Origin of the sequence: Kitasatospora azatica KCTC 9699, from assembly GCF_000744785.1 — a bacterium.
Lineage (GTDB): Bacteria > Actinomycetota > Actinomycetes > Streptomycetales > Streptomycetaceae > Kitasatospora > Kitasatospora azatica.
This window is the reverse complement of sequence record NZ_JQMO01000003.1, coordinates 2,017,153-2,038,985: the sequence shown is the minus strand read 5'-3', so window position 1 is coordinate 2,038,985 and position 21,833 is coordinate 2,017,153. Positions and strand designations below refer to the sequence as shown.

Below are 21,833 nucleotides of genomic sequence, written 5' to 3'. Positions count from 1 at the left end.
CCGGAGTTGGATAGCCTTCGTCCATGAGCCTCGACAACCGTGTCATCGCCGCCCTCGGCGCCGTGGTCGTGATCGGCGCCGGCACGCTCGGCGGGTCCATCGCCTACGCCTCCAGCCAGGACGCCCCGCTGAAGACGCAGGCCACCGTCACCGTCGGCCGCGACTCACACCGGTTCGAACCGTCCTGCTACAACGCCGGCAAGCCGCTGGACGCCGCCGCGAACAAGGCCTGCCAGCTGCTCTCCACCCAGGTCGCCAAGTTCAAGACGGTCTCGGTCAAGACCGCGGACCGGATCGGCGTCGGCGTGGACCCGGACACCGCCAAGAACGGCTGGCGCGCCTACACCAACGGCGGCGCCGGCCAGGGCAACGCCTCGGTCGCCCCGTACCAGAAGGACAACACCTTCTCCGGCCTGGTCCCCGCGGTCAACGTGCTGACCCAGGTCCGCGACACCACCCTGACGGTCATCGAGTTCGACCCGAAGACCGCCGAGTCGCAGAACCCCGGCATCCTCGCCGTCTGGTTCCTCAACCTGAAGAACGACGCCGCCCCGGCCGGCGCCGCCCAGTCCCAGGACTCCAGCCAGGGCCAGGGCCAGGGTCAGGACCCCTCGCAGGGCCAGTGACCCTGCCGCAGTCCACCGACGAGCAGCCGATCCCCCGCGCCCAACAGGCGGGGGGTCGGCTGCTCGTCGTCGTCGCGGTGGCCGCCGAGGCCGAGGCGGTGCTGCGCGGCGCGCCGCCCGGACGGGTCACCGTGGTGACCGCCGGGGTGGGCCCCGCCGCCGCGGCCGCCGCCACCGCCTTCGCGCTGGCCGACGGGGAGCACCCGCTGGTGGTCTCGGCCGGCATCGCCGGCGGCTTCGCCCCGCACGCGCCGATCGGCTCGGTGGTGGTCGCCGACGCGATCCTCGCCGCCGACCTGGGCGCCGAGACCCCGGACGGCTTCCAGGACGTGGCCGCGCTCGGCTTCGGCACCGTGCGGCACACGCCGCCGCCGCACACCGTCACCTTGCTGGCCGCGGCCACCGGCGCCGTGGTCGGGCCGGTGCTCACCGTCTCCACCGTCACCGGCAGCGCCGCCCGCGCCGCCCAGCTGACCCGCCGCCACCCCTGCGTGGCGGCCGAGGCGATGGAGGGCTTCGGGGTGGCCGAGGCGGCCGCCCGACGCGGGGTGCCGGCCCTGGAGCTGCGCGCCGTCTCCAACACCGTCGGCCCGCGCGACCGGGCCGCCTGGCGGATCGGCGAGGCGCTCACCGCCCTGCAGCACGCCTTCGCGGTGCTGCCGTACGACCTACTGCTTCCGGAGGCCCGACATGGCTGAGCCGCTGCGGATCGCCTACTCGCCCTGCCCGAACGACACCTTCACCTTCCACGCCTGGGCACACGGCCTGGTGCCGGGCGCCGAGGCCCCCGAGGTGAGCTTCGCCGACATCGACGTGACCAACGGCCAGGCCGAGCGCGGCGAGCTGGACCTGCTCAAGATCAGCTACGGGGCGCTGCCCTGGGTGCTGGACGAGTACGCGCTGCTGCCCTGCGGCGGCGCGCTCGGCCGCGGCTGCGGGCCGCTGGTGCTCACCCGACCGGAGACCGGCACGGACCTCGGCGGCAAGGTGGTGGCGGTGCCGAGCGAGCGCTCCACCGCCTACCTGCTGTTCCGGCTCTGGGCGGCCACGGCGGTGCCCGGCGGACTGGGCGGGATCGTGGTGCTGCCGTTCCACGAGATCATGCCGGCGGTCCGGGACGGCCGGGTGGACGCCGGACTGGTGATCCACGAGGCGCGGTTCACCTACCAGCAGTACGGGCTGGTCAAGCTCGCCGACATGGGCGAGGCCTGGGAGCAGCAGACCGGGCTGCCGATCCCGCTGGGCGCGATCATCGCCAAGCGCTCGCTGGGCGCGCCCCGGCTGCGCGAGCTGGCCGCCGCCGTCTCGGCCTCGGTGCGGGCCGCCTGGGCCGACCCGGCGGCCTCCCGGGAGTACGTGCTCGCGCACGCCCAGGAGATGGACCCGGCGGTGGCCGACCAGCACATCGCGCTGTACGTCAACGAGTTCACCGCCGAGCTCGGCGAGGAGGGCTACGCCGCCGTCCGGGCGCTGCTCACCCGGGCGGCGGACGAAGGCCTGGTGCCGGCGATCGAGCCGGACGCGCTGGCGTTCCCCTAGGGCCTGTCCGGCCCCAGCGGTCTACACGTCGAACCGCTCAGACATCGAACTGATCTGCCACCGCGCGCAAGGCGGTGGCCAGCTTCTGTCCGTTCGGCTTCGCCGGGTAGCGACCGTGCTGCAGTCCGGGCAGCACGGCGTCCAGCATGGTGATCAGGTCCTGCACGATCGGTGCCATGTCGTCCGCGCTGCGGCGCTGCGCGACGGCCACCGAAGGCAGCGCGTCCAGCAGGGTGACCCCCATCGCCTGCTCGCCACGGTGCCCCGCGACCACGCCGAACTCCACCCGCTGACCCGGCTTGAGCGAGCTCACCCCGGCGGGCAGCGCCTTGCTGTGGACGAAGACGTCCTCACCGTCGTCGCGCGACAGGAAGCCGAAACCCTTCGTCTCGTTGAACCATTTGACCTGGCCGGTGGGCATCTCGAATGTCCTCGGTGTGGTGTGGAGGCACCCCGACGGCGTCGTCGGGGGCCTGGTGGGGAGGGAGGTGGTCCGGGCGGGGCGCCACGGTGGCCGGCGGGACCGGAGTACGGCGGGCGGTCAGCGGGGCTGACGACCGCTCAAGGGTTTCACTCGCACACGTCCCCGACTCGCTGCCGGACTCTGCCGCGGCAGCCCGGGCAGGGCACGGCACGGCCGGACGACTGCGACGCGGCGATCGTCATGGCGCACACCCCCTGCCTGGAATCGGGGTCGGGCGACCCCGTGCGAGACCTGCATACCCCCGCCGACGGGCGGTCGAAACTCCCTGTCCCCGGCGAACCGCAGGCAGTGACGAGCCACACATCCGCCCAGGTGACGGGGGGTCAGTTTACGCCGCCGGTGAGGCCCGCGACCGGGGATTTCGCGGCTCTGCGAGACTGGGGGCGAGATCCCCTTCTGGTGAGGAGTACTGCGGTGAAGGAAACCGGCGAGGGCCTGGTCCGGGTCGGGGCGGTGGTCTTCGTGCTGGGCGCGCTGGCCACGATCGTGACCTTCGTGCCGCTCTTCTTCCACCTCACCCCGCTGCCCAGCGCCGCCTACTGGGCGAGCATGCTGATGCCGCTGGGCTTCCTGCTCGCGCTGACCGGCCTGTTCCGCTCGGCCCGCGCCCAGCGCCGCCGCGCCAACGCGGCCAACGCGAGCTAGGACCTGTCCGAGGCCCGGTAGCCGGCCAGCCAGGCCGGGAACTCGGTCAGGTCGGCCAGCACCACGTGCGCGCCGGCCTCGGTGAGTTCGGCCGCGCCGTACGGCCCGGTGGTCACGCCGACCGCGACCGCGCCGGCCGCCAGCGCACCCACGATGTCGCCGAGGTGGTCGCCGACGTACACCGCGGCCCCCAGCTCGCGCAGCGCCACACCCTTGGTCTCCGCCCACAGGTCGCCGACCAGCGCGTCGTAGGCGATGCCCGCGTGCTCCAGGTGCAGCCGGGCGTTCGGCCCGTACTTGCCGGTGATCACCGCGACCCGGCCGCCCGCCGCGCGCACCGCCGCCACCGAATCCAGCGCGCCCGGCAGCGGGACGGTCGGCTCGAAGGCGTGGTCGCGGTAGAGCACGCGGTACCGGTCGGCGGCGGCCTCGACCTGGTCGGCGGGGAACCAGTTGGCCAGCTCCTGGGTGAGCGGCGGGCCGAGCCGGGTGACCACCAGGTCCGCGTCGATGTAGGTGCCGGTCTCCTCGGACAGGGCCAGGTGGGTGGCCCTGATCCCCGGACGGGTGTCCAGCAGGGTCATGTCGAGGTCGAAACCGATGGTGAGCGCAGACATGCCGCCAGCCTAGATGGCAGCGCCCCGAGACCTCGCCCGCGGAGGAGTCCAGCCATGCACCGCCGGACCGTGCTCACCACCGCCCTGGCCGCCGCGCTGACCGGCTGCGGCCGGGCCCCCGGCATCGGGGAACCGCTGCCGGACGTCACCGCCCCGGTGCCCAGCGCCACCGTCACCGCCGCCAACGGCCCGGTGGTGGTGCCGGGCGAGCCGGTGCGGGTGGTCGCCCTGGACACCGCCGAGCTGGACTCCGCGATGACCCTGGGCATCACCCCGGTCGGCGCCTGCCGCCCGGCGGCCGACCACGAGCTGCCCGGCTACTGGCCGGCCTCCCGGCTGACCGCCGTGGCGACCGCCGGCTCCGTCGGCGCCCCGCACTACGAGCAGATCCGCGCGCTGCGCCCGGAGCTGATCCTCGGCAACCAGACCCGCGACGGCGCCCACTACGACGCGCTGCGGGCGATCGCGCCGACCGTGCTCACCCCGACCACCGGCTTCCCCTGGCGGGAGAACTTCCTGGTGCACGCCCGGGCGCTGGGCAGCCAGTCGGCGGCCGACGCGGTGGCCGGCGCCTACCGCGGCCAGCTGGCGACGGTCTCCCGAGCCCTGGCCGGCGCGGGCGCCACCGGACGCCGGGTGAGCCTGGTGCGGTTCGTCCAGGGCGGGCGGATCCGGCTCTACGGCCGGCAGAACTTCCTCGGCACCATCCTCGCCGACCTGCAGCTCGGCCGGCCCGACGCGCAGAACGTCGACCAGTTCGACGTCGAGGTCAACCCCGACCAGCTCGGCGGGGCCGACGGCGACCTGCTGCTCTACTCGACCTACGGCGACCCGGGCGCGGCCGGCACCGACGCCGTGCTGGCCGGCCCCGCCTGGCGGGCCCTGGGGGCGGTCAGGGCGCACCGGGCCTTCCCGGTGGACGACCAGCTCTGGTTCGAGGGGATCGGGTACACCGGCGCGAACCTGATCCTCACTCAGCTCCAGTGCCTCCTCGGCGCCTGATGCCGGACTCTTGTGATGCAGCACACACCGGACCACCATGACGGTATGACGAACACTCAGCTCCGAGGTGAGTCACCCGCCGACCCGGCCCAGGCGGCACACCGCCGCAAGCAGGCCCTGGCCCACGCCTTCTCGCTCGCCGCCGAGGAGTACGACGAGGCCAACGGCGGCTTCTTCAATCCGATCGGCGCCAAGCTCGCGGGCCTGGCCGGACTGCGGCCCGGGGACCGGGTGCTGGACGTCGGCTGCGGGCGCGGCGCCGTACTCTTCGCGGCGCTGGCCGAGGTCGGCCCCGAGGGCTACGTGGTGGGGGTCGACCTGGCCCCCGGGATGGTCCGCGCCACCTGCTCCGAGGCCACCGGGCGGGGCCTGCGCAACGTCAGCGTCCGGGTGGACGACGCCGAGGCGCTGGGCTTTCCCGACCACTCCTTCGAGGCCGCGCTCTCCTCCTTCGCGGTGATCTTCACCCCCGACCCGGCCGCCGCGCTTGCCTCGCTGCACCGGGTGCTGGTGCCCGGCGGGCGGCTCGGCTTCACCGCCTTCGGCGCGGACGAACCGGGCTGGGAGCGGCCGGGCGCCGCGCTCAACGCCTTCCTGCCGCCGGAGGCCGCCCGGCTGCGGCAGAGCCGGGCGGCCAGGTTCAACCCGCTGGGCCGCAGCCCCGAGGAGGCGGCCGAACTGCTCCACCGCTCGGGCTTCACCGACGTCCGTACCATCGAGTACCCGGCCGCCACCCACTACCCCGATGCCGAGGCCTGGTGGCGCTCGCAGCGGGCCGGCGGCTGGCGCGGGGTGCTGGAGGCGATCCCGGCCGGGCGGCTGGACGAGGCCAAGCAGGCCGCGCTGGCGGCGCTCGCCCCGCTCGGCGCACCCGACGGGAGCCTGGTGCGGCGCACGGCGATCCGCTACACGACGGCGCTGCGGGAGTAGCCGGCCGGCTCCGCCACGGCCTCGTCGCGCTGCTCCCGACCGTGCTTCGCGCTGCGGGTCAGGGCGGCGCCGCGGGCCTTCAGCAGCAGCGGTATCAGCCCGTACACCACCACCGGGACCACGACCACGGTCAGGATCAGGGTGCGCAGGAAGAGCGGCAGGTGGGTGGTGTGCGGGCCGATCAGGGCCAGGGCCGTGGTGATCGTCGGATAGACGGCGAGCCAGGTGATCACGGCGCGCTGGTGCACGGTGGGAACGCTGGGAACCTTGGGAACGGACATGGTGGACCCCCTCCAGAAACTCCAACCAACTGGTTGGTTGGAGTCTTCCACGGGCGGCCACGCTTGTCCAACTACTTGGTTGGAGATGCCGCTCGGGTGCGTAGACTTGCGCCCATGGCATGGGACACCGCGAAGACCAAGCAGCTGCTACTGGACGCCGCCGTACACGAGTTCGCCGAGTACGGACCCGAGGGCGCGCGGGTGGACCGGATCGCCAAGAAGGCCGGCGTCAACAAGGAGCGGCTCTACCAGTACTTCGGCAACAAGGAGCAGCTCTTCGGCCACGTGGTCGACCAGGAGCTGGCCAAGGTGATGCAGGCCGCCTCGCCACTGCCCGAACGCTGCGAGGACCTCGGCGAGTTCGCCGGCCTGCTGTTCGACTGGCACTCGACCCACCCGACCTTCCTGCGCCTGCTGCGCTGGGAGGGCCTGCTGGTCGAGTCGGGCCCCACCGCCCGCGACTCCGAACGCGCCGCCTACTACGCGGAGCGGGTCACCGCCATCGCCCAGGCGCAGCGGGCCGGCACCTTCTCCGACGAGTTCCCGCCGCAGCACCTGCTGTACGCCGTCTTCGCGCTCTCCGCCTGGTGGTTCGCCGTCCCCAAGGTGATCACCATGGTGATGGCCGACCTGCCCGAGGACAGCCTCGCGACGCGGCGCGCGGCGCTGGTCAAGCTGGCCCAGAAGCTCGGTTCCTGACGGTCCGTCAGGCAGCTCTCCCCACTCTTCGTCAGGCCCCGCCCGACTCTTCGCCAGGCCCTGCCCGACTTTTCGTCAGGCCCTGCGCCGGCGCAACGCGACCGCGAGCAGGACGAGTGCGGAGACCACGGCGGCGACCCGCAGCACGCCCGGGGCGGCGGCGAAGGCGGCGTGGGTCGCGGGCGACCCCTTGGCCAGCGGCTCGCCCCAGCGACCCTGGGCACGGCCCCAGAACCAGATGCTGGAACCGCTCATGGTGAGCAGCGGGATGCCGAAGACGACGAACTTCTTCATCAGGTCGCCGAGTCGGGCCGAGAGGTAGGCCAGGCCCCAGCCGGCCAGCAACACCAGGATCAACCCGCTGACCGCCCCGCCCAGCAGCACGGCCGCCGCGAGCAGCAGCAGCGGCGAGGGGCGGCGACCGGTCAGCAGCCCCCTGGCGAGCGCCCCCTCCCCCACCTCCCCCGTCGGCTCGACCTCGGCCGGGGCCTCCTCGCCCGCCCGCTGGTCCGGGATCAGCCTCGGGTCGGCGACGGCCTCGGCGGGCTCGACCTCGTCGAGCGGGAACTCGATGGTCACCGCGTCCCAGCCGGGGAAGTCCGCGACCGTCGGCACCCGGAACGGGCCGGGCGTGGCCGGTGCGATCAGCCAGGCCGAGGCACCCCCGGCGGCCTCTCCGTTGGCGGGCGCCGGCTCCACCGGGACCTGCGGGGCGGGGGCGTAGACGCTCTCCTCCTCGGGCTCGGGCCGGGCGGCGCCGAAGACCCGCCAGGGTCCCTCCACCCGCCACCACTCGCCACCGGAGAGGCCGCCGGTCAACGCCTCGGCGGGGCGCTCGGGCGGTTGCGGCGGGGACGACTGTGCCGGCTGCTGCCCCGCGCCGCCGCCCGAAGCCGTGTCGGACCGCTGCTGCGGCCGTCCGCCCGACTGCTCACCCGCCATCGCCCGCCACCCTGTTCCGTGCTCCAGGCCCCGCCGTCCGCTGACGCTACCGACTGGCGTCCAACCACGCGAGAGCTACCCGGCCTATGCCCCACCCGACTCCCCGCCACCCCCACCACCTGCGGCGGCCCGCCCCCGCCCACCACCCGCCGCCACCTGGGACAGCACCCGGCCCTCCCGCCGGCCGCCCCCACGGGCAACCGACTGCGACTACTCTGGATCGGATGACCACCGAGCCGAACGGGCAGCCCGGCAGGACCCGCACCCGCACCCTCGCCGACGAACTGCGCGCCAGCAGCGACCAGGCGCTCGCCACCCTGTTGCGCCTGCGCCCCGATCTGCTCAACCCGGTGCCGACCGACCTCACCCAGCTCGCCGCCCGACTCTCCAGCCGGGCCTCGGCCCTGCGCGCGCTGGAGCGGCTCGACCGGTTCACCCTGCAGGTCGCCGAGGCCCTCGCGGCCGCCCCCGACGCGAGCCCCGACACGCTGGTCCGGGACCTGCTCGCCGGCCCCGCCCGGGTCAAGCCGCACCCCGGCGCCGAGCCGGTGGACCGCAAGGCGGTGATCGCCGCCCTCCCGCAGGCCCTCGCCGCGCTGCGCGAACGCGCCCTGCTCTGGGGCCCCGACAACGCGCTGCGCCTGGTGATCGCGGTCCGCGAGGCGCTCGCGCCGTCGGCCGCCAGCCCGGGCGGCACCGGACTCGGCCCGGCGCTGGCCGAGGCCACCCTCGGCATGTCCCCGGCCCGGCTGCAGCAGCTGCTGGCCGGCGCCGGACTGCCCGGCACAGCCGACCCGGTGACCGGCGTCGCCGCGCTGACCGCCCTGCTGGAGGACCGCAAGCGGTGCGCCGAGCTGCTCGCCGAGGCCCCGGCGGCCGCGCTCGGCGTGTTGGAGAAGCTGCTCTGGGGCCCGCCCACCGGCACCGTGCCGGACGCCGCCCGCCCGGTCACAGCCGAGGAGGCCCGCAGCCCCGTCGAGTGGCTGCTCGCCCGCGGCCTGCTGCTGCCCTCGGGTCCCGGCAGCGTGGTGCTCCCCCGCGAGCTGGCCCTGCACCTGCGCGGCGGGCGCAGCCACCGCTCCGTCGAGCCCACCCCGCCGCCGCTGGTGCCCACCGTCGAGCGCGATCCACAGGCTGTGGACAAAGCGGCGGCCGGCCAGGCCTACACGGCCGTGCGCACCGTCGAGGAACTGCTCGACCTGTGGGGCCTGCAGCCGCCCCCCACCCTGCGGGCCGGCGGTCTCGGCGTCCGCGACCTCAAGCGGGCCGCCGTCACCCTGGAGACCGGCGAGCCGCAGGCCGCGTTCTGGCTCGAACTCGCCTACGGCGCGGGCCTGCTCGCCCCCGACGGCGAGACCATCGACAGCACCGCCAGGACCGGCGAGGTGTGGGCCCCGACCCCCGCCTACGACCTGTGGCTGCAGCAGCCGGTGGCCGAACGCTGGACGCTGCTGGCCCGCAGCTGGCTGGCCGCCACCCGGGTGCCCGGACTGGTCGGCACCCCCGACGGCAAGGGCAAGACCCGCGCCCCCCTCGGCCCGGAACTGGACCGGGTGCTGGCCCCCGCCACCCGCCGCGCCGTCCTCGGCCTGCTCGCCGAACTGCCGCAAGGCGCCGTCGCAGACGCCGCCACCCTGCTGCCCGTCCAACGCTGGTACCGCCCACTGCGCGGCGGCGCCACCGGCCCGGACGGCCGCGACCTGCGCGACCAGCTCACCGACTTCACCCTCGCCGAGGCCGAGCTGCTCGGCATCACCGGGCGCGGCGCACTCGGCGCCCCGGCCCGCGCACTGCTGGCCGGCGCCGACCCGGTGCCGCTGCTGGATCCGCTCCTCCCGCAGCCGCTGGACCACGTGATCCTGCAGCCCGACCTGACCGCGATCGCGCCCGGCCCGCTGCTCACCCCGCTCGCCCAGGCCCTCGCACTCTGCGCCGAGATCGAGTCCAAGGGCGGCGCCACCGTCTACCGCTTCACCGCCGAATCGGTGCGCCGTGCCCTGGACGCCGGCCGCACCGCCGCCGACCTGCACTCCTTCCTGGAACAGCACTCCCGCACCGCCGTCCCGCAGCCGCTCAGCTACCTGATCGACGACGTCGCGCGGCGGCACGGGGTCCTCCGGGTCGGTGCCGCCTCCGCCTACCTGCGCTGCGACGATCCGGCGGTGCTCGCCGAGGTCATGGCCGACCGGCGGGCCGTCGAACTGCGCCTGCGCCTGCTCGCGCCCACCGTGCTGGCCGCCCAGGCCGGGCCGGACACCGTGCTGGCCGTGCTGCGCGGCATGGGCTACGCGCCGGCCGCCGAATCGGCCGAGGGCGATCTGGTGATCACCCGCCCGGACAGCCACCGCACGCCGTTCCGAGCCGCCCCGGTCCCGGTCGCCGACGGGCCCGCCACCCCGGACGACGTGCTGCTCGGCGCCGCCGTGAAGGCGATCCGCGCCGGCGACCACGCGGCCACCGCCGTCCGCCGGGAAACCGTCCCGGGCCCGGCCGCCGCCCGCCAACTCCCGCGCACAGCGGCCGCGGACACACTCGCCGCCCTGCAGACCGCGGTGCTGCTGGGCGAGCGGATGTGGATCGGCTACATCAACGCGGAGGGGCTGGCCTCACAGCGGGTGATCGACCCGGTCAAGGTGGAAGGCGGGTACGTGACGGCCTTCGACCACCACGCCGAGAAGCTGAACACCTTCGCCCTGCACCGGATCACCGGCGTCGCGGAATTGGACGAAGGCTAGGGTCGACGCCATGGACCTCGCAGCTGGCATCCGTTACGCCATCACCGACCGCCACGGCGGCGTGAGCCCGGCACCGTACGACCGCAACCTCGGCGGCGCCACCGCAGACGACTACCAGAACGTGCTGCGGAATCGAGAACTGACTGCCAGTCAGTTTGGGGTTGCCCCGGACCGCGTGGTCTGGATGCGCCAAGTGCACAGCGCCACCGTGCAACGGGTGACTGCCCCATGGGGCACCGACGCCCCCGGCCTGGACGGCGTCTGGACCACCGAGCAGGGCTTGGCGCTCGCATCATTGGGCGCCGACTGCGCCGCCGTCCTCCTCGCCGACCCCGTCGCCCGAGTGATCGGAGCCGCCCACTCCGGCCGTGCCGGCACCCTCGACGGCGTGGCCCCCAACCTGGTCGCCGCCATGGCCGAGGCCGGTGCCGACCCCTCCCGCATGGTCGCCCTGATCGGCCCCGCCGCCTGCGGCCACTGCTACGAAGTCCCGGCCGCCATGCGCGAAGAAGCCGCCGCCGCCCTCCCCGAAGTCTGGTCCACCACCCGCCAGGGCACCCCGGCCCTGGACCTCCCCGCCGGCATCACCGCGCAGCTGGCCCGCGCCGGAGTCGCCGAGATCCGCCGCGACCCGCGCTGCACCATCGAGGACGCGGACCTCTTCTCACACCGCCGCGAACAGGCCACCGGCCGCTTCGCCGCCTACATCTGGCTGACCTGACGGCTGCGCCCGCCCAGCCGGGCTGCAGGCTCGGCCCCGCTCGCCAGTACGCCCCAACTGCACTGAGATGCGCGCGAGCAGGAGTGCTCTATGGTCGAAACCAGGGGCAGACGCGTCGGGCCCCTCGTCGGGCCCCTCGTCCCGACAGGCCGCGGCCGCCCCGCCTCCGCGAGGAGGACCTCACGGCAGGAAGCGAGGCACGCCATGTCCGCACCCTCGAACACCCGCGACGACAAATCCCCGGTGATAGCCAGTGGCCTGGTCGTCTTCGCCGCCACGATGCTGGCGATCGCCGGCCTGCTCAACATCTTCCGCGGCATCATGGCGATCGCCGAGGACGACGTCTTCGTCCGGACTCCGAACTACGTCTTCAAGTTCAGCCTGACCAGCTGGGGCTGGATCCACCTGGTCCTCGGCGTCCTCGCCCTCGGCGTGACCGTCGGCCTGCTCCGACTGGCGCTCTGGGCCCGGACAGTCGGTGTACTCGTCGCGGCACTGCTCATCGTCGCGAACTTCCTGTCCATCCCCTACTACCCGTTCTGGTCCATCATCGTGATCGCGATCTGCGCCTTCGTCATCTGGGGCCTGTGCGTGGTCCGTCCCAACCGCGCCGGCCCGGACTACTGAGCCGTCTCCTGGCCGATCTGATCCTCTGTTAGAACTGGGGATCATGTTGCGCAGACTCCGCACCGCGCTGATATCAGCGCTGCTCCTCCTCCCGCTCCTCGCCACAGCCCCGTCCGCCGTGGCGGCCACCGCGGCCCCGTCCGACCCGCAGGCCACGCCGGCCGCCGCGCAGGCGCTCGACTGGCTGGCCCAACTACCGAACCGGGCGGGCAACCGGGTGCTCTCCGGCTTCTTCGGCGGCTACAGCGGCTCGACCTTCTCGGCCGACCGGACCACCACCGACGGGCAGCCCACCCAGCTGGGGAAGCTTCAGACGGCGACCGGCCAGAACCCCGGCCTGCTGGCCTGCGACTATGCCGCCAACGGCAGCTCCAGCATCGACACCTCCTGCAACAGCGGCCTGATCAACTGGTGGCAGCAGGGTGGCCTGGCCTCGGTCAGCTTCCACGCACCCAACCCCGCGCAGCCCACCGGCGGGCTCTTCGTCCACCTGGACGACTTCGCGCAGATCACCGACCCGACCACCGCCGTCGGCAAGCAGTGGCACGCCACCCTGGACCAGGTGGCCGCCGGGCTCCAGCAGCTCGACGCGGCGGGTGTGCCGGTGCTGTTCCGTCCGCTGCACGAGATGAACTCCACGTACCAGCAGGCCTTCTGGTGGAGCGGGCAGCAGCGTTCCGACTTCATCGCGGTGTGGCGGAACATGTACACCTACCTGACCCAGACCAAGGGCCTGCACAACCTGCTCTGGGTCTACTCCTCGCTCTGCGACACCTCGGACCCGGCCGGCTACTACCCGGGCGCCGCGTACACCGACATCGTCGGCCTCGACTGCTACCCGGCCGATCCGTCCGCCGCTCAGGGCTACGACGCGATGACCGCCCTCGGCAAGCCGTTCGCGTTCGCCGAGATCGGCGCACCGACCGACAACAACCTCACCCCGCCCGCCGCCGACCCGAACAGCTTCGACTTCCGCCGCTGGTCGGACGCGATCCACCACCGCTACCCGGCCACCAGCTACTTCCTCTCCTGGAACGACAGTTGGGGCCTCACCCAGCAGATCCCGGATGGCGCCAAGGCCCTGATGAACGACCCGTGGACGGTCAACCTGGGCGAGCTCGACCGCTCCGCCCGTACCGAGGCAGCCGGCCCGGCCCGGCCCGCCGACCCGGTCGAGCTGCTGAACGGCTTCGAGACCGGCGCCGACGGCTGGACCGCCTACAACCAGGCGAACGGGCCGCTGCAGGTCAACGAATGGTCCTCACAGGGCAGCTCCTCGCTCAGGGCCGATACCGACCTCTCGCAGCAGAAGCAGCTCTTCCTCTACCACCACGGCCAGTTCGACCTCAGCGCCTACGCCACCCTCTCGGCCGCTGCCCGCACCGCCCCAGGAGGCAACCAGGCCGGCGGCGCCACCGCAAAGCTCTACCTGCGCACCGGCTCCGGCAACGCCTGGTACGACAGCGGCGCCACCGTGATCGGCCCGGACGGCGTGATGCTCACGGTGTCGCTCGCCGGCATCCCCAACCTCAACGACGTCCACGACATCGGCGTCGACTTCACCCCCGCCACCGGCGCCACCGGCCCGGCCTCGGTGTACGTCGACGACGTCACCGCCGCCCGACCCGCCACCCTGCTCGCCGACTTCGAGACCGGGGTGGAGGGCTGGAGCAACTGGCAGACCATCAACTCCGTCCCCTGGTCGGTCACCGAGTGGGCGGCCACCGGGACGCACTCGCTCAAGTCCGACGTCATGCTCGACCAGCGGCACGAGTCCATCCTGAACCGCCACTACAGCACCCCGACCGACCTGAGCGGCCACCTCACCCTCTCCGTCACCGCCCGCACCGCCCCCTGGGGCAACCAGGCCGGCGGCACCACCGCCAAGCTCTACCTGCGCACCGGCCCAAGCTGCAGCGGGCCCCTCACCTGGTACGACAACAGGGGCCAGTCCGTGGACTCCAACGGCACCCGGCTCTTCCTCAACCTCGGCGGAATTCCCAACCGCGACCAGGTCTGCGAGATCGGCGTCGACTTCGTCCCCGCCAAGGGCGCCTCGGGCCAGTCCTCGATCTACCTGGACAACGCCACCCTCCGCTAAGACCGCCCGCCCGCCACCCGTTCCAGTGCCCCGTCGCTCACACCGCCCCCATTCACTCCGCCGATGCGCGACACTGGAGAGTCTGCGCCTGATCCGACGGAGGACTGCTCAACGTGAACGACGGGCCACTGATCGTCCAAAGCGACAAGACCCTGCTGCTCGAAATCGACCACCCCAGCGCCGCCGACTGCCGGCGGGCCATCGCGCCCTTCGCCGAGCTCGAGCGCGCGCCCGAGCATGTGCACACCTACCGCGTGACCCCGCTCGGCCTCTGGAACGCCCGTGCCGCTGGGCACGATGCCGAGCAGGTGGTCGACGCGCTGGTGAAGTACTCGCGGTACCCGGTGCCGCACGCGCTGCTGGTGGATGTCGCCGACACGATGGCCCGCTACGGCCGTCTGCAGCTGCTCAAGCACCCGGTGCACGGTCTGGTGATGACCACCACCGACCGGCCGGTGCTCGAGGAGGTGCTGAAGTCCAAGAAGATCGCTCCGCTGGTCGGTGCCCGGGTGGATCCGGACACGGTGGTCGTGCACCCGTCGGAGCGCGGGCAGGTCAAGCAGGTGCTGCTCAAGCTCGGCTGGCCGGCCGAGGACCACGCGGGGTACGTGGACGGTGAGGCGCACCCGATTCAGCTGGAGCAGAACGGGTGGCAGCTGCGCCCGTACCAGCAGCAGGCGGTGGAGGGGTTCTGGCACGGCGGCAGCGGCGTGGTCGTGCTGCCCTGTGGCGCGGGCAAGACGCTGGTGGGCGCGGCGGCGATGGCCGAGGCCAAGTCGACCACGCTGATCCTGGTCACCAACACCGTCTCGGCCCGGCAGTGGAAGCACGAGCTGGTCAAGCGGACCTCCCTCACCGAGGACGAGATCGGCGAGTACAGCGGGACGAAGAAGGAGATCCGCCCGGTCACCATCGCCACCTACCAGGTGATGACGACCAAGCGGAAGGGCACCTACGCCCACCTGGAGCTGTTCGACGCCCGCAACTGGGGCCTGGTGGTCTACGACGAGGTGCACCTGCTGCCCGCACCGGTCTTCAAGTTCACCGCCGACCTGCAGGCCCGCCGCAGGCTCGGGCTGACCGCGACCCTGGTCCGTGAGGACGGCAGGGAAGGGGACGTCTTCAGCCTGATCGGGCCCAAGCGGTTCGACGCGCCGTGGAAGGAGATCGAGGCGCAGGGCTACATCGCGCCGGCCGACTGCTGCGAGGTCCGGGTCACGCTCACCGACTCCGAGCGGCTGACGTACGCCACCGCCGAGCCGGAGGAGCGCTACCGGTACTGCTCCACCACCGCGACCAAGCGGCGGGTGGTGGAGGCGCTGGTCAAGAAGCACGAGAAGGACCAGACGCTGATCATCGGGCAGTACATCGACCAGCTGGACGAGCTGGGCGAGGTGCTGAACGCCCCGGTGATCAAGGGCGAGACCAGCAACGCCCAGCGCGAGAAGCTCTTCGAGGCCTTCCGTTCCAAGGAGATCAGCGTGCTGGTGGTCTCCAAGGTGGCGAACTTCTCGATCGACCTGCCGGAGGCGACGGTCGCCATCCAGGTCTCCGGGACCTTCGGCTCCCGCCAGGAGGAGGCCCAGCGGCTCGGACGGGTGCTGCGGCCCAAGGCCGACGGACACTCGGCCCACTTCTACTCGGTGGTGGCCCGGGACACCGTGGACCAGGACTTCGCCGCCCACCGGCAGCGGTTCCTGGCCGAGCAGGGGTACGCGTACCGGATCATCGACGCGGACGACGTGCTGTAAGCAGACGTGCTGTAACCAGACGTACGGTAAGCAGACGTGCTGTAAGCAGCAGGTCGCTGTCAGTACTTGACGCCGTCGCGCCCGAGGAAGACCACCCGCGCGGCGGTGTCGAGGGCGATGCCGAGGTTGCGCACGGCGGTGGCCAGCGGCTTGCGCCGGCGGGGGTGGTCGGCGAGGGTGGCGCCGGCGGGAGTAGGGGTCAGGGACTCGGTGGTGGTGCGCGCCCGGGGGGTCTTGGCCGCTGCCGGGGGCGCCGTCATGTGTACGGTGCTCATGTGTTCCACCGTAGTTTTCGCACGGTCGGAACGGCATCAGTCCGAAGGTCCGAAAGCTCGGGACCGAAGTCGTCCCCGAGGAGTACGGGACCCTGAGGCCTTTATCCGGCGAATATCCGTTGGCGCGCGGACGAACGACAGGTCTAAGCTGTCCGGTCTGCCCCCTCCCACAGCGACCTCCGCCGCCCCTCGTGGCAGTCGTGGGAGGCCCTGACCGCTCGGCAACCGGTCAGGTTCCCACTGTGAGCTACGACGAGTCCGCCGCGCCCCGGACGGCGCGGCCGGGAAGGTTCGCTGTGCATTCCCCCGCCACCCATGCCGCCACTCCCACCCCAGGCGCCTCGGACGACCCGCTGCAGCGCGAGCGCGACCATCTCGCCGCCTCCAGGGCCGCCCTGCGCGCGATGCGCCAGGACGCCGAGTCCCTGGACATCTCCGACGTCGCCGGCTCCTGGGTCACCCAGCAGGTCCTGCACAACCAGATCCAGCGACGGATCGCCGCACTGGCCGACCTGCTGCACACCCCGCTCTTCTTCGGCCGGCTGGACTTCCTGCACGCCATCTCGACCGACGCCTCCGAGGGCGCCGGCGGAGAGCGCTTCTACATCGGCCGGCGCCATGTGCACGACGCCGACGGCGACCCGATGGTGATCGACTGGCGGGCGCCGGTCTCGCAGTCCTTCTACCGGGCCAGCCGCAAGGACCCGATGGACATCGGCAAGCGGCGCCGGTTCGGCTACACCGGTGGCGAGTTGACGGCCTATGAGGACGAGAACCTGAGCGACCCGGCCGAGCTGGAGACCGCCTCCGCGCTGCTCGCGGCCGAGATCGAGAAGCCGCGCGTCGGCCCGATGCGCGACATCGTGGCCACCATCCAGCCCGAGCAGGACGAGATCGTCCGCGCCGACGTCGGCGGCACCGTCTGCGTGCAGGGCGCGCCCGGCACCGGGAAGACGGCGGTCGGCCTGCACCGGGTGGCGTACCTGCTGTACGCGCACCGCGACCGGCTCGCCAAGTCCGGCACCCTGGTGATCGGGCCGAACAGCTCCTTCCTCTCCTACATCGAGCAAGTCCTACCGGCCCTGGGCGAGTTGGATGTCGCCCAGGCCACCGTGCAGGAGCTGGTGGCGCATGTCGAGGTGCGCGGCACCGACTCCGCGCCGGCTGCCAGGATCAAGGGCGACGCGCGGCTGGCCGAGGTGCTGCGCCGGGCCGTACGAGCCGGCATCACGCTGCCCACCGAGCCCTGCGTGGTGGTCCGCGGCTCCCGGCGCTGGCGCGTGCCGGTCTACGAACTGGTCGAGATCATCGAGGAGTTGGCGAGCCGGGAGATCCGCTACGGGGCGGCCATGGAAGCCCTGCCGCAGCGGATCTCGCATGCCGTGCTGCTGAAGATGGAGCAGGGCGGCGAGGCCCCGGACGACCGGGTGCAGGACGCGGTGGCCCGCTCGCGCGAGGTCAAGGCCATGGTCAAGGCCTGCTGGCCGCCGGTCGACCCGGCCAAGCTGGTGCTCCGGCTACTCAGCGACGCCGAGTTCCTGGCGGCCAGCGCGGAGGGGATCCTGACCGCCGAGGAGCAGGCCGAGATCCTCTGGGCCAAGCCGGGGCGTTCGGTGAAGACCGCGCCGTGGACGGCGGCCGACGCCGTCCTGGTCGACGAGGCGACCGATCTGGTGCAGCGCACCCCCTCGCTCGGCCATGTGGTGCTGGACGAGGCGCAGGACCTGTCGCCCATGCAGTACCGCGCGGTGGGCCGGCGCTGCACCACCGGCTCGGCCACCGTGCTCGGCGACCTGGCCCAGGGCACCACGCCCTGGGCGACGGCGAGTTGGCCGGAGGCGCTGCGCCACCTGGGCAAGCAGGGCGCCCACGTCGAGGAGCTGACCACGGGGTTCCGGGTGCCCGAGGAGGTGATCGCCTACGCCTCGCGCCTGCTGCCCGCGATCGCACCGGGGCTGGCGCCGGCCACCTCGATCCGTACCGGGCAGGACACTCTGACGATCCGTCACACGCCTGACGGGCTGGTCGAATCGGTGGTCGAGGCCTGCCGGACGGCGCTGCAGCAGGAGGGGTCGACCGGCCTGATCGCCGCCGACGCCCGGATCCCGCTCTTCGAGGCCGCGCTCGCCGAGGCGGGGCTGGCCTTCCTCACCCCCGGCACCGAGACCACCGCGGAGGCCCGGCTCACGCTGGTCCCGGCCTCGCTGGCCAAGGGCCTGGAGTACGACTACGTGGTGCTGGACGAGCCCGCCGCCGTGGTCGCGGGCGAGCCGGACGAGCGGACCGGCCTGCGCCGGCTCTATGTGGCGCTCACCCGTGCCGTCTCCGGCCTCACCGTGCTCCACGAGCAGCCGCTGCCCGTGCAGTTGGGATAGCCGTTCGCAGGGCCCTGGTCGATCGGGTGCCCTGGTCGATCGGGCCCCCGCTCATCGCTCCCCGATCATCACTCCCCGATCAGCGCCCGCCAGTGGGCCACCTTCGCGGCGTCCACCGGAGTGGTCCAGCCCGCGGCCCGGACCGCGCCGCCCACGTGGAAGGCGTCGAAGCCCTCGGCCCGCAGCTCCGGCAGGTGCTCCTCGTGCAGGCCGCCGCCGATCAGGATCTGCTGGCGGTACCCCGGCTCCCCGGCCTTCGCCAGCTCACCGGCGAGCACCGCGCGCCCCGCGTCCACCCCCGTGGCCGCGCCCGCGGTGAGGAAGGTGTCCAGACCCGGCAGTTCGCCCACCGCCGCGCGCAGCGCCGCGCGGTCCGCGCTGTGGTCGACCGCCCGGTGGAAGGTCCAGCGGCACCCGGCCACCGCCTCGGCCACCACCCGCACGGCCGGCAGGTCCACCGCACCGTCGGCAGCCAGGAAGCCGAGGACGAACTCCTCGGCGCCCTCGGCCCGCAGGGCCTGCGCCCGGGTGCACAGCTGGTCCAGGTCGCCGGGGGTGAAGCCGTCGCGGATCCGCAGCATCACCCGCAGCGGGAGCTCCACCGCGGCCCGGATAGCGGCGAACTCGGCGAGGGCGGGGGTCAGTCCGTCGGCGCCCATGTCCGTGACCAGTTCGAGGCGGTCGGCACCACCGGACTGCGCGGCTCTGGCATCCTGCGCGGTCAGCGCGATGACTTCGAAGATTGGTCTAGACATGTGGCTACCCTGCCACACCACCCCGGCTCACCGCGAGCCCCCCGCAGGCAAAAGGCGGGCCCGCCCACCCCGGGGGGGTGAGCGGGCCCGCCTGTCGCGAGGTCAGCGGCCTACGGCCACCGCACGGGAGCGCCCGAACAGGCGCCCCGCGATCCCCACGAGCAGCGCCAGCAGCAGCACCGGCCCCACCACCCGAGCCGCCCCGGCCCGGGCGCTCAGCGTCAGCTCGGTGAACGGCAGCAGCAGCGGCAGCCAGCCCACCGCCAGCGCGGCCGGCGACAGCCCGCCCAACCGCACCGTCAGGACCAGCAGGGCGTTCGCGAACAGCACGACCAGCAGCCCGAGCAGGTGGAAGGGCACCTGGTGACCGAACAGCACCGCGACCAGGCCGGCGATCACCAGCGGACCCGCCCCGACGGCCAGCAGGATCGGCCAGTAGCGCTCCGGGCGCCGCACCAGCTCGCGCGGAGCGGCCAGCAGCAGCACCGCCCAGACCAGCGGCGCGCCGTACTCGGCCACCGCCTGCAGCAGCGAAGCGGCGTCCCGGACCACGATCACCCCCGGGCCCTGGGCCACCAGCGCACCGATCGAGGCCAGCGTCCCGATCCCGGCCAGCACCGCGCACAGCCGGGCCACGGTGGCGCGGCCCAGCAGCACCGCCGGCAGGGCCGGCAGCGCCAGCCCGTACGGCGCGAGCCAGAGCAGGCCGCTCAGCCCGACCCGGCCGAGGTCCAGGAAGAGCAGCCCCCAGACCAGCGCGACCCCGGCCCCCATCCCCGCCACCAGCGGCGCGGCCGCCCCGAGCAGTTGCCCGAGCGGCTGGCTCGCCGTCAGCCGCAGCCGCTGCCGCGCCCCGTGCGCGGCGACCCCGTACAGCTCGCGCAGCCGGACGAACCGGCCCGCCCCGGCGGTGGCGTCGGCGTAGACCGCCGCGATCTCCGGACCGCGCTCGGCCCGGTACCGCTTCGAGAAGAGCCGCAGCACCAGCCGCAGCGTCCGATCATCCGTCATGCCAACGCCCCCCTGGCGATCGACCGGCCGGCCGGCCGGACAACGGTGAGCCGGCGGTGCGCCTCGGCGGCCACGGCGCGCAGCCGCTCGACCTCCTCGGCGAGCACCGTGCGGCCCGGGTCGGTCAGCGCATAGGTGCGCCGGGCCCGGCCGTCCACCACCTCGTCCCGCTCGACCCGGATCAGCCCCTGGTCGAGCAGCCGGTCCAGTGCGGCGTACAGCGTACCGGTGCGCATCTTCACCCGGCCCGCGGAGATCGCGTCGATCTCCTGAATCAGCGCATAGCCGTGCCTGGGGGCATCGGCCAGCGCGGTGAGCAGGAGCAGCGTCGGCTCCTGTATGGCCCGTCCTGTCATGCATCTACATATACCGTTCATCGGCATATAGGTCCAGTGATCGACTGACTGGGTTTCAGGAGCAGAATGACGGTCATGGCAACCGAGGCCCACCCCGCGACCGATGCCCTGCTGGACCGCTGGACCGCGCTGCTGCAGCGCTGCGGCACCACCGCCGACCCGGTGCCGTACGGCCGCGAGCTGCTCCGGCGCTGGGCCGAGCCGCAGCGCCGGTACCACACCACCGACCACCTGCTGGCGATGCTGGACCAGATCGACCTGCTCGCCGAGCACGCCGCCGACCCGGACACCGTCCGGCTGGCCGCCTGGTTCCATGACGCCGTCTACAAGCCGGACCGCAGCGAGAACGAGGAGCGCAGCGCCCAGCTGGCGATCCGCGCGCTGCGCGAGGCGGGCGTGGCCGAGCCGCGGATCGAGGAGGTGGCGCGGCTGGTCCGGCTGACCGTCAGCCACCACCCGGAGCCCGGCGACCGGGACGGCGAGGTGCTCTGCGACGCCGATCTCGCGGTCCTCGGCGGGGCCGCCGAGCAGTACGCGGCGTACGCGGCCGCCGTCCGCGCGGAGTACTCCTTCGTGCCCGAGCAGGCGTTCCGCACCGGCCGCGCGGCGATCCTGCGCCAACTCCTCGCGCTGCCCGGCCTCTACCGCACCCCCACCGCCGTCGAGCGCTACACCGAGCGGGCCCGGGCCAACCTGGCCGCCGAGCTCAGCTCGCTGGAGTCGTAGCGACGGTCCGGGCCTTCCGCCGGCGCAGGCCGGCCGCCGTCAGCCTCGCCACCAGCTCCTTGCTGCCGACCGGCACGGCGCCGGCCGCCAGCGCGTCCCGGTAGCGGCTCTCCGGCAGGTCGTAGTGGTCCCGCTCGAAGCCACGCGGCGGCACGCCCAGCCGTTCGGCGAAGGCGTGCAGCTCCTGGTACGACTCGTCGCTCACCAGGTGCGACCAGAGCCGCCCGTGCCCGGGCCAGACCGGGGGGTCGATCAGGATCACGAGAGCGATCCGACGGGCGCCACCGGGACGCCCTCCTTGCCGCACACCCAGTGCGGGTCGGGCCCGAGCTCCGGCTCCACGCTCAACGCGTGCAGATCGCCGTCCGCCGCCGCGCAGGCCTCGCAGAGCGGCCACCGCCCGTACCCCTCCAGCAGCGCGTCCTGGACGTCCTGCGCCACCAGCCCCAGCACGTACTCCGCCCCGTCCGGCCACTGCTCCAGCCACCAGCGCCGGTGCGTCACGGCGTCCTCGACCAGCGAGACCACGGCGGCATCCGCCACGTCCCGGGCGGCGAGGTCGGCGAGGATCAGCGCCCGGGCGCCGTGCAGGGCGGTTTCGATGTCGGCCATCCGTCCATTGTCCCGCACGCGAA

Annotated in this window: 24 protein-coding genes; 14 read left to right on the top strand and 10 right to left on the bottom strand. The window is 73.4% G+C overall.

Annotation, left to right across the window (positions count from 1 at the left end):
- Nucleotides 1-23 precede the first annotated feature (23 nt).
- The 3 genes from BR98_RS36455 to BR98_RS19725 are packed head-to-tail and all read left to right on the top strand — an operon-like array spanning nucleotide 24 to nucleotide 2,165.
- Nucleotides 24-626, top strand: coding sequence for a hypothetical protein (locus tag BR98_RS36455; protein WP_051969948.1), 603 nt, complete (start codon nucleotides 24-26; stop codon nucleotides 624-626).
- Entirely contained in the window at nucleotides 623-1,324 is a 702-nt protein-coding gene (locus BR98_RS19730) for a futalosine hydrolase (RefSeq protein WP_407639468.1), read from the top strand. The genes BR98_RS36455 and BR98_RS19730 overlap by 4 nt, the downstream gene beginning before the upstream one ends.
- The gene (locus BR98_RS19725) at nucleotides 1,317-2,165 is read left to right on the top strand and encodes a 1,4-dihydroxy-6-naphthoate synthase (protein ID WP_035846465.1); all 849 of its coding nucleotides are present in this window, start codon (nucleotides 1,317-1,319) and stop codon (nucleotides 2,163-2,165) included. Before BR98_RS19730 ends, BR98_RS19725 begins: the two co-directional genes overlap by 8 nt.
- A 37-nt stretch (nucleotides 2,166-2,202) precedes the next feature.
- Here the strand turns inward: BR98_RS19725 and BR98_RS42345 are convergent, their stop codons facing one another.
- Nucleotides 2,203-2,586 carry a cold-shock protein gene (locus BR98_RS42345; RefSeq protein ID WP_035846464.1) on the bottom strand — a complete coding sequence of 128 codons (384 nt, stop codon included), beginning with the start codon at nucleotides 2,584-2,586 and terminating at the stop codon, nucleotides 2,203-2,205.
- A 477-nt stretch (nucleotides 2,587-3,063) separates the two neighbouring features.
- On the opposite strand from BR98_RS42345, the gene BR98_RS19715 reads away from it, so the two are divergent.
- The gene (locus tag BR98_RS19715) at nucleotides 3,064-3,294 is read left to right on the top strand and encodes a hypothetical protein (RefSeq protein WP_035846462.1); all 231 of its coding nucleotides are present in this window, start codon (nucleotides 3,064-3,066) and stop codon (nucleotides 3,292-3,294) included.
- Here the strand turns inward: BR98_RS19715 and BR98_RS19710 are convergent.
- Nucleotides 3,291-3,911, bottom strand: a complete 621-nt coding sequence (locus tag BR98_RS19710) for an HAD family hydrolase (protein ID WP_035846461.1) — start codon at nucleotides 3,909-3,911, stop codon at nucleotides 3,291-3,293. The two genes, BR98_RS19715 and BR98_RS19710, sit on opposite strands and share 4 nt — an antisense overlap.
- Before the next feature lie 54 nt (nucleotides 3,912-3,965).
- Between BR98_RS19710 and BR98_RS19705 the strand changes: the two genes are divergently transcribed.
- Both BR98_RS19705 and BR98_RS19700 read left to right on the top strand, forming a co-directional pair.
- Entirely contained in the window at nucleotides 3,966-4,913 is a 948-nt protein-coding gene (locus tag BR98_RS19705) for an ABC transporter substrate-binding protein (protein ID WP_035846459.1), read from the top strand.
- 45 nt (nucleotides 4,914-4,958) lie between these two features.
- Nucleotides 4,959-5,843 (top strand): class I SAM-dependent methyltransferase, encoded by an 885-nt coding sequence (locus BR98_RS19700; RefSeq protein WP_051969947.1) that lies wholly within the window; start codon nucleotides 4,959-4,961, stop codon nucleotides 5,841-5,843.
- On the opposite strand, the gene BR98_RS19695 is transcribed toward BR98_RS19700, so the two are convergent.
- Entirely contained in the window at nucleotides 5,819-6,124 is a 306-nt protein-coding gene (locus BR98_RS19695; protein WP_063774808.1) for a hypothetical protein, read from the bottom strand. The two genes, BR98_RS19700 and BR98_RS19695, sit on opposite strands and share 25 nt — an antisense overlap.
- A 114-nt stretch (nucleotides 6,125-6,238) precedes the next feature.
- Between BR98_RS19695 and BR98_RS19690 the strand changes: the two genes are divergently transcribed.
- A complete protein-coding gene (locus tag BR98_RS19690; protein WP_035846456.1) occupies nucleotides 6,239-6,823 on the top strand; it encodes a TetR family transcriptional regulator in 585 nt (194 codons plus the stop codon).
- 75 nt (nucleotides 6,824-6,898) lie between these two features.
- Here the strand turns inward: BR98_RS19690 and BR98_RS36450 are convergent, their stop codons facing one another.
- Nucleotides 6,899-7,765, bottom strand: a complete 867-nt coding sequence (locus tag BR98_RS36450) for a hypothetical protein (RefSeq protein ID WP_051969946.1) — start codon at nucleotides 7,763-7,765, stop codon at nucleotides 6,899-6,901.
- Between the two features lie 224 nt (nucleotides 7,766-7,989).
- Between BR98_RS36450 and BR98_RS19680 the strand changes: the two genes are divergently transcribed.
- The 5 genes from BR98_RS19680 to BR98_RS19660 all read left to right on the top strand — a co-directional run bounded on the left by BR98_RS19680 (nucleotide 7,990) and on the right by BR98_RS19660 (nucleotide 15,700).
- Entirely contained in the window at nucleotides 7,990-10,500 is a 2,511-nt protein-coding gene (locus BR98_RS19680) for a helicase-associated domain-containing protein (protein WP_035846451.1), read from the top strand.
- A 10-nt stretch (nucleotides 10,501-10,510) separates the two neighbouring features.
- Nucleotides 10,511-11,221, top strand: coding sequence for a peptidoglycan editing factor PgeF (gene pgeF / locus BR98_RS19675; RefSeq protein ID WP_035846450.1), 711 nt, complete (start codon nucleotides 10,511-10,513; stop codon nucleotides 11,219-11,221).
- A gap of 204 nt (nucleotides 11,222-11,425) precedes the next feature.
- Nucleotides 11,426-11,848 (top strand): DUF7144 family membrane protein, encoded by a 423-nt coding sequence (locus BR98_RS19670; RefSeq protein WP_035846449.1) that lies wholly within the window; start codon nucleotides 11,426-11,428, stop codon nucleotides 11,846-11,848.
- A 43-nt stretch (nucleotides 11,849-11,891) separates the two neighbouring features.
- The gene (locus tag BR98_RS36445) at nucleotides 11,892-13,949 is read left to right on the top strand and encodes a glycosyl hydrolase (protein WP_051969945.1); all 2,058 of its coding nucleotides are present in this window, start codon (nucleotides 11,892-11,894) and stop codon (nucleotides 13,947-13,949) included.
- Nucleotides 13,950-14,062: 113 nt separating this feature from the next.
- Nucleotides 14,063-15,700, top strand: coding sequence for a DNA repair helicase XPB (locus tag BR98_RS19660; RefSeq protein WP_035846448.1), 1,638 nt, complete (start codon nucleotides 14,063-14,065; stop codon nucleotides 15,698-15,700).
- A gap of 59 nt (nucleotides 15,701-15,759) precedes the next feature.
- On the opposite strand, the gene BR98_RS19655 is transcribed toward BR98_RS19660, so the two are convergent.
- Nucleotides 15,760-15,975 carry a hypothetical protein gene (locus tag BR98_RS19655; RefSeq protein ID WP_157537846.1) on the bottom strand — a complete coding sequence of 72 codons (216 nt, stop codon included), beginning with the start codon at nucleotides 15,973-15,975 and terminating at the stop codon, nucleotides 15,760-15,762.
- Nucleotides 15,976-16,271: 296 nt separating this feature from the next.
- Between BR98_RS19655 and BR98_RS19650 the strand changes: the two genes are divergently transcribed.
- Nucleotides 16,272-18,350, top strand: coding sequence for a HelD family protein (locus BR98_RS19650; RefSeq protein ID WP_035846444.1), 2,079 nt, complete (start codon nucleotides 16,272-16,274; stop codon nucleotides 18,348-18,350).
- A gap of 68 nt (nucleotides 18,351-18,418) precedes the next feature.
- Here BR98_RS19650 and BR98_RS19645 read toward each other — a convergent pair whose 3' ends face one another.
- The 3 genes from BR98_RS19645 to BR98_RS19635 all read right to left on the bottom strand — a co-directional run bounded on the left by BR98_RS19645 (nucleotide 18,419) and on the right by BR98_RS19635 (nucleotide 20,472).
- Nucleotides 18,419-19,105 carry a copper homeostasis protein CutC gene (locus BR98_RS19645; protein WP_035846442.1) on the bottom strand — a complete coding sequence of 229 codons (687 nt, stop codon included), beginning with the start codon at nucleotides 19,103-19,105 and terminating at the stop codon, nucleotides 18,419-18,421.
- A gap of 102 nt (nucleotides 19,106-19,207) precedes the next feature.
- Complete coding sequence (locus tag BR98_RS19640) at nucleotides 19,208-20,116, bottom strand: hypothetical protein (protein WP_035846439.1); 909 nt, start codon at nucleotides 20,114-20,116, stop codon at nucleotides 19,208-19,210.
- The gene (locus BR98_RS19635) at nucleotides 20,113-20,472 is read right to left on the bottom strand and encodes a PadR family transcriptional regulator (RefSeq protein ID WP_035846437.1); all 360 of its coding nucleotides are present in this window, start codon (nucleotides 20,470-20,472) and stop codon (nucleotides 20,113-20,115) included. The genes BR98_RS19640 and BR98_RS19635 overlap by 4 nt, the downstream gene beginning before the upstream one ends.
- Before the next feature lie 66 nt (nucleotides 20,473-20,538).
- Here BR98_RS19635 and BR98_RS19630 point away from each other — a divergent pair, with 66 nt between their 5' ends.
- Nucleotides 20,539-21,198 carry an HD domain-containing protein gene (locus tag BR98_RS19630; RefSeq protein ID WP_035846435.1) on the top strand — a complete coding sequence of 220 codons (660 nt, stop codon included), beginning with the start codon at nucleotides 20,539-20,541 and terminating at the stop codon, nucleotides 21,196-21,198.
- On the opposite strand, the gene BR98_RS41435 is transcribed toward BR98_RS19630, so the two are convergent.
- Nucleotides 21,179-21,460, bottom strand: coding sequence for a DUF4031 domain-containing protein (locus BR98_RS41435; protein ID WP_063774807.1), 282 nt, complete (start codon nucleotides 21,458-21,460; stop codon nucleotides 21,179-21,181). The genes BR98_RS19630 and BR98_RS41435 overlap by 20 nt on opposite strands.
- Complete coding sequence (locus BR98_RS41430) at nucleotides 21,457-21,810, bottom strand: hypothetical protein (protein WP_035846434.1); 354 nt, start codon at nucleotides 21,808-21,810, stop codon at nucleotides 21,457-21,459. Before BR98_RS41430 ends, BR98_RS41435 begins: the two co-directional genes overlap by 4 nt.
- Nucleotides 21,811-21,833: the final 23 nt, after the last annotated feature.